This is a genomic window from Vibrio sp. Vb0667, assembly GCF_033391095.1.
Window position 1 is genome coordinate 24,596 of record NZ_JAWPOL010000040.1, and the last position, 6,553, is coordinate 31,148.

A 6,553-nucleotide genomic window follows, 5' to 3' on the forward strand; every position below is an offset into this window, starting at 1 on the left:
GCTGAGCGAGTCCGTGTTGGCTCACTCAACATGTAGGGACGCATGAATTATTAATCGTTTGCTTTCGAATTCCTTTAGGCGGAGTGACAAATGATGTGGTCAAAAAATAACGCGTATTGTGCAAATGCACAACATCACGACATTTTTGAGAGCCGAGTCGCAATATAAAGCTCCGCTAACCCCACAAAATTGGTTGTTGGTAGCCCTGTTATCTCGGTGATTTTCTCTAACCGATAGCGCAGAGTGTTCCGGTGAATAAACAGCATTTTAGAGCATTCTGTCACATTGCCATTGCATTCAAACAGTGCATCTAGGGTTTTCAATAATTGCCCAGATTTGTCTTTCTCTTTCAACCGTTTCACACCATCAATAATTTGTTCACCTTGCCAAATATCCGCCAACGGCGCTAACAAAACAGGCAAACGAAGTTCATCGAACAGGTACTTACGTTTCTCTGGGTAGAACTGCTTGCCAATGGCTAATACCTGCTTCGCGCTTTGGTATGACAACGCGACATCTTTAGGCTCATTAAACAGCTGCCCTAGCGCAATGTGAAACGTATGCGAATCGTGATCGCTTAAACGCGACATCAACTTATCAATGCGCTCACTTTCAACTTGGCTATCCCACTGCTTGGCGGAATGACACGGTTTCAACACCACAATTTCATTCACCGAGACAATCGCAACTAGATTGTTACGCTCTGGGTATTCAAGCAGTTCAACAATATTGCGCACACTCTTCATGCTTTTTGAGGCCGACGGCGTCGAGACTTCAATCACCGTTGCCACCCGTGGTTGAGTAACATCGATAGAAAGACGCATCGCCCAATCTTTCAGCTCTTCATCGGTCAATTTGCCATTGATCCAAGCCAGAATAAACTCTTCGCGATGACGTCTGTCCCACTGAAATTTTTCCACCAGCGCAGCTTGCTCGATTGTCAATTCAGCGGTCATTTTAACCAGTTTGGCAAAATCTCGGATTTTCTCCGGCTCGCCTGTGACACCAACAATACCAACCACGTCGCCATGTAATTTCAACAACATATTGATACCGGGTTTGACACCCTGCAACGTCAAACATTGCTGCTCATTAAGCTCTAGCGAATCGCCATGATTCAGCGCCAGTACCGCGCCATCATGCACTTGCCCAACACGTTTAGGGTCGCCACTGCCAATGATGATGCCTGCCGAGTTCATCACATTCACATTGTGACCAATGATGGACATGGTTCGATCAACAATTTGTTGTGCTAAAGCGTGGTCGAGAATCACCATTTCGAGTTTCCAAATTGACCGTTTAATCACTCAATAAATCACAAATGGCAAACTATCGCGATGCTGCGGTTCTAAATAACGGAAGCAGCTCAAAGCATTATCCAATTAACCATATTTAAAAAGCGGATTAAACCTTCATTTTTAGCAGAGGGTTATATACTTAGAACAAAGGTTAGCAATGCATTCTTCACTGTGCATTGATGCCACTCGTCTACCTACAGAGGAGAGATCAACATGGAGTTACGGAATAAATCGGGGGAAGTTGCAAATATTGCTGATAACCTCACTTTGAAGGAAATCACAGAAATGGGCTACACCGTAGATTTATGCGATGAAGCATTTGCTCCTGGAGAGCATTGGAAAGCGGAAGGTAAAACGCAAGGTATGGGCGAGTATCCAGAGGAGTAAACGTCCTGACGAACCAGCGTACAAAAGCGTTCCACAAACAGAAAAGCCGAGCGACTTAACGCTCGGTTTTTTTACTTTTGAACTTCTTGAATAAACAAGCTCATCTCTTCAAGATAATTGCCGTTTGAGCATCCCCAGTCGGTGACCTCAATCAACTCTGTAACTAACTGTCCAGACTCATCATCTTGCACTCTCTGCACAAACGCTTCAAAACGTTCCAGTTGTGCCTGACTCTTAACGCCATGCACGGCATATTCTACAAGCAAGCCGTTGTACGTCTGCCAGCGCTGATCGCCCGCAACATCATTGCTTAAAATCACAGAACACTTTTGTTGAATGCTTTCAACCGCATCATTTCTTGGTGGCGCGACTGTGGAACATCCAACTAAAATCGTACCTACCGCCAATAACGTAACTTTTGTCTTATTTATCATATCGTTTCCAACTGTATCGCCACGATATGGAAATCTTATTACACCTGATAAGGATCATCGATAGCGCACCGCAGATTAATTACTTAATAAACTGTAAACTCCATTCCAGTCTTAACACTGCAAGCTCATAACTCCTATTAACTCACCCAAATGTAAACAAATAGTAAAATCACCTTTACGCGATGCAAAATCGACAAATGAGATTAGCGTTCCTTTCTCGCGACCAAGCGTGCAATAATCAACTGTCTACATAACGAAACCATTTGAAGGATCAAAATGACCGCAACGGATTATCTCAACGACCTCAATCAACGTTACCTTGCGATTCACCGCACCAAAGAAGATTTCTTTTGGGAAACTTACATGGGGATCAGCGATGACCATGATGACTCGACGCAAGCACAAACGGCATGGACAAGCTTTTTAAGCAACGCCGAGCAAATTACTGCCATCAAACAACAGCTTGAAGCCGCGGACTCAATTACCGACCCACAAGAGAAACAACAAACCATTACGGGTCTATCTGGTTGGCTGGCGATGTTTGAATCTCACGCTATCGAGGGCGAAAAAGCACAAGCGTTGAAAAATCAGCTCATTGCCTTTGAAGCTGAGCTCTTCGAGAAAAAACAGAACCACGTACAAACATTTACCGATGAGAACGGCGAGCAAGTAGAAGGTTCACTGCCCGTATTAAGCTCAACCATTCGCACCAGCAATCATGAAGAAGTTCGCCAATCGGCTCATCAAGCGTTGCTGAACCTTGAACAATGGCTACTGCGAAACGGCTTTATTGAACTGATCAAACTGCGCAACCAGTTCGCTCGCTCACTGGGTTATGCGACTTTCTTTGATTACTCCGTGCAAAAAACGGAAAAGATGAGCTCCGAGCAGCTATTCGAAATTTTGGAAGATTTCGAACAACGCACGCGAGATGCGCATCTAAACAGCTTAGAAAACTTGGCGAAAGAGAAAGGCGCAAGCGCACTAGCAGGCTACAACTTTGTTTACTCATTCGCGGGTAACGTTATGCGTGACCTTGACCCATACGTGCCGTTCTCAAAATCTCTGAGACGCTGGGTAGAATCATTTGGTCGCCTAAATATTGATTACTCTGGCGCGACGCTAACGCTGGATTTACTAGATCGCAAAGGTAAGTACCCGAATGGGTTCTGCCACGGCCCTATCCCTTCTTTCTATAATCAAGGCGAATGGGTCGCAGCGCAGGTGAACTTCACCAGTAATGCCAAACCAGACCAAGTGGGCAGTGGATACGATGGCATTAACACGCTGTTCCACGAAGGCGGCCACGCAGCACACTTTGCGAACGTAAAAATGAACGCGCCTTGTTTCTCGCAGGAGTTTGCGCCAACGTCAATGGCTTATGCAGAAACTCAGTCGATGTTCTGTGATAGCCTGTTAACCGATGCCGATTGGCTAAAACAATACGCACTGGATGATGAAGAGAATTCGGTTCCTGATGAGATTATTCAAGCGATGATCAACAGTCGTCAGCCATTCAAAGCTTATGAAGAACGTAGCATCTTGGTTGTGCCGTACTTTGAACGCGCGTTATATCAACTGAGCGATGACGAGTTAACGCCAGAACGCATCACTAAGCTGGCTCGCGATTGTGAAAAACAGATCCTTGGTTTGGAATGCAGCCCTCGCCCACTGATGGCGATTCCACATTTGCTATCCGACGAAGCGGCGTGTGCGTATCAAGGTTACCTACTCGCGCACATGGCGGTGTACCAGACCCGTGCATACTTCCTTGAGAAGTTTGGTTACCTAACGGATAACCCAGAAATTGGCCCACTGCTGGCAAAACACTACTGGCACGCAGGCAATCACTTGTCGCACAACGAAACCATTGTCAGCCTGACTGGCGAAGGCTTCAATGCCAAATACCTTGCAGACGTGTGTAACCTGTCACAAGAACAGGCATGGGAAGTGCAGCAGAAGAAAATCGACTCACTTGCGACGCGAGAGCGAGCACCAGTCGCTTTACTGAACGCCGCGATTAAAGTCGTCGACGGCAGTAAAGAGCTGGCAAGCAACGCCATCTCTGACGAACAAATGTGTGACGATTTTGAACGTTACATCGTAGAGACTTACGGTCGATAACACGCAGAAAGCCAGGAGCTCGCCTTCTGGCTTTTTATTCTTTAGCTAATGCAATAAGAAGGAAGAACCATGTACCAAGAAGTCATCAAATTTTGGTTCGAGGAGCTATCGCCCCAAAATTGGTTTGAAAACAACCCAGAACTGGACAAGCGTATTGCATCGCGATTTGCCTCGGTATTAGAACAAGCGGCTCGTTGTGAGCTGTTTAATTGGCGTGACAGCACACAAGGACGATTGGCCGAAATCATCGTCCTCGACCAGTTTTCACGTAATGTGTATCGCAACACCCCAAAAGCGTTTGCACAAGACCAACTCGCATTAGCACTGGCTCAAGAGGCAATTCGGTTAGGTCACGATAAAGAATTAGCGCCTGAGCAGCTAAGCTTTTTGTACATGCCGTTTATGCACAGCGAATCTCGCCTCATTCATGTCGAAGCTGAGAAATTGTTTCGCGCATCAGGGCTTGAAAATAACTACGATTTTGAGCTAAAACACAAAGCCATCATCGACCAGTTTGGACGTTACCCACATCGCAACGCCATCTTGGGTAGAGAAAGCACACCTGAAGAGTTAGCATTTTTGCAACAACCTGGGTCAAGTTTCTAAATAACAATGAATAATGAGTTAACCATGAGAGCCCACGCAGTATGCTGGCCATGCTTGCTAAAACTAGACGGCGACGATGAGCTGATCTATACGCATTCCCAGTCCGACTTAGACTCTGAATGCGAAGCCCTCATTTTTGGGCAAGATGATTACGTTATTGACTCAAATGGCAACACGTTCGAATTGAAAAACAATGGTTCGAACACCACTCTTTTACACCCAAAAGAACGAACGCTGTCCGTAGAAGAGGTTACGTCATTAATCCAATCGCATGAATTCAGCCTCGCGCAACGGTGCATTATCAAGATTCATTTCACCTCGGTGAGGCAAGCTGTTGAGGCCTTAGCTCACTAACTCAATCCCAACATGTACAACATTAAATAAAATTATCATTTTTATAATTTATGATAATTTCATGTAATCAACATCACGCCATATACTCTCCCACATCGAAACAAGACAACGTTCAAACACACATGTTGGGAGCAAACAAATGAAAATGAATCATGTCGGTATTATGGTCGGAGATATGGACAAAGCGGTTGAGTTTTACACGCAAGCGCTAGGTCTAAAAGTCGTTATGGGCAACACGAAAGTGATTGAAGAACGCGAAACGGCAATTGGCAGAATGTGTATTGCGGTCTTTGGGGAAGGCTTTAAAGGCTTCAACATTGCGCACCTTGTGACAAGTGATGGCATTGGCCTTGAGTTATTCGAAATGAAAGAGCGTCAAGAGCGCCATGAAGTGGATTTTTCTCGCATCGGTATCTTCCATTTCTGTTTGCAGACAGACGATTTTGAAGGTGCTATCAAACGCACCGAAGCACTAGGTGGCAAAGTTCGCATGGACATCATGCGTTACCACCCAGAAGACGATAATAAGCCTGCGAAAATGGTTTACCTAGAAGACCCATTCGGCAACCTATTCGAGCTTTACTCACACACTTACGAAGAAACTTACGCTTCTGATTACGAGTAATAGCCCCATCCATATTCCAAAAGGCTAGCAATACGCTAGCCTTTTTTGTTTGCTTTGAGTTGCAGTGTTTCTGCACTCGCTCTAGAAAAAAAACATCTGGAATTTGATCATTTCTCTCACCACTTTTAAGGTCACTTTATACTTACCTCAACACAATGCAAAAAGGAGTGAAGCATGCCCACCAAAAATCCAATCGCCATCAAAGCGCTTGATCATGTTGTTTTAAGGACCTGTAACCTCGATGCTATGTTGCATTTCTATCGAGACATTTTGGGCTGCCCTGTCGAACGCGAAGTAACGGAACTTGGTTTAACTCAACTTAGGGCGGGTAACGCATTGATTGATGTAGTGACGGTAGACAGCGAATTGGGCCAACTCGGCGGTAAGCCACCAGTTCAAAATGGTCGTAATATTGACCATTTTTGCCTGCAATTGGCGCCTTTTTCCGAGGATGAATTACTGGAATATCTGCGTGCGCGCGGCATTGAAACCGAAGAGTTTGCGAAGCGGTATGGCGCACAAGGGTTCGGTAGATCACTCTATATACATGATCCGGAAGGAAATGTCGTCGAGTTAAAACCTCAAGTGATTGATGAGTAAGCGAGTAAAAACCTTGTTATATTTTTAAAATAACAAGGTTAACTTCTCAAATAATTATTGAAGTAAGAACATATTATTAAGTCAAAATTCTAGCTGGCTCACCTATTTCTTTTTCTCGCCACCAC

The 6,553-nt window shown here is 45.0% G+C and carries 8 protein-coding genes; 6 read left to right on the top strand and 2 right to left on the bottom strand.

Annotated features, from left to right (window positions below; translation table 11 throughout):
• Window positions 1–134 precede the first annotated feature (134 nt).
• A complete protein-coding gene (locus R8269_RS21570; RefSeq protein WP_005374330.1) occupies window positions 135–1,277 on the bottom strand; it encodes a sugar diacid recognition domain-containing protein in 1,143 nt (380 codons plus the stop codon).
• A 234-nt stretch (window positions 1,278–1,511) separates the two neighbouring features.
• Between R8269_RS21570 and R8269_RS21575 the strand changes: the two genes are divergently transcribed.
• Window positions 1,512–1,685 carry a hypothetical protein gene (locus R8269_RS21575; protein ID WP_005374332.1) on the top strand — a complete coding sequence of 58 codons (174 nt, stop codon included), beginning with the start codon at window positions 1,512–1,514 and terminating at the stop codon, window positions 1,683–1,685.
• A 71-nt stretch (window positions 1,686–1,756) separates the two neighbouring features.
• On the opposite strand, the gene R8269_RS21580 is transcribed toward R8269_RS21575, so the two are convergent.
• On the bottom strand, window positions 1,757–2,119 hold the full coding sequence (locus R8269_RS21580) for a hypothetical protein (RefSeq protein ID WP_017634365.1): 363 nt from the start codon (window positions 2,117–2,119) through the stop codon (window positions 1,757–1,759).
• A 276-nt stretch (window positions 2,120–2,395) separates the two neighbouring features.
• Between R8269_RS21580 and R8269_RS21585 the strand changes: the two genes are divergently transcribed.
• The 5 genes from R8269_RS21585 (at window position 2,396) to R8269_RS21605 (ending at window position 6,428) form a co-directional block, all read left to right on the top strand.
• Window positions 2,396–4,243 (top strand): M3 family metallopeptidase, encoded by a 1,848-nt coding sequence (locus R8269_RS21585; protein WP_318222659.1) that lies wholly within the window; start codon window positions 2,396–2,398, stop codon window positions 4,241–4,243.
• Between the two features lie 69 nt (window positions 4,244–4,312).
• A complete protein-coding gene (locus R8269_RS21590) occupies window positions 4,313–4,849 on the top strand; it encodes a DUF924 family protein (RefSeq protein ID WP_258664168.1) in 537 nt (178 codons plus the stop codon).
• 24 nt (window positions 4,850–4,873) lie between these two features.
• Window positions 4,874–5,203, top strand: coding sequence for a DUF4144 domain-containing protein (locus R8269_RS21595; RefSeq protein ID WP_213872688.1), 330 nt, complete (start codon window positions 4,874–4,876; stop codon window positions 5,201–5,203).
• A gap of 139 nt (window positions 5,204–5,342) precedes the next feature.
• Window positions 5,343–5,828: a VOC family protein gene (locus tag R8269_RS21600; RefSeq protein ID WP_005374344.1), complete on the top strand. Its 486-nt coding sequence runs from the start codon at window positions 5,343–5,345 to the stop codon at window positions 5,826–5,828.
• A gap of 174 nt (window positions 5,829–6,002) precedes the next feature.
• Window positions 6,003–6,428 carry a VOC family protein gene (locus tag R8269_RS21605; RefSeq protein WP_017634369.1) on the top strand — a complete coding sequence of 142 codons (426 nt, stop codon included), beginning with the start codon at window positions 6,003–6,005 and terminating at the stop codon, window positions 6,426–6,428.
• Window positions 6,429–6,553 lie beyond the last annotated feature (125 nt).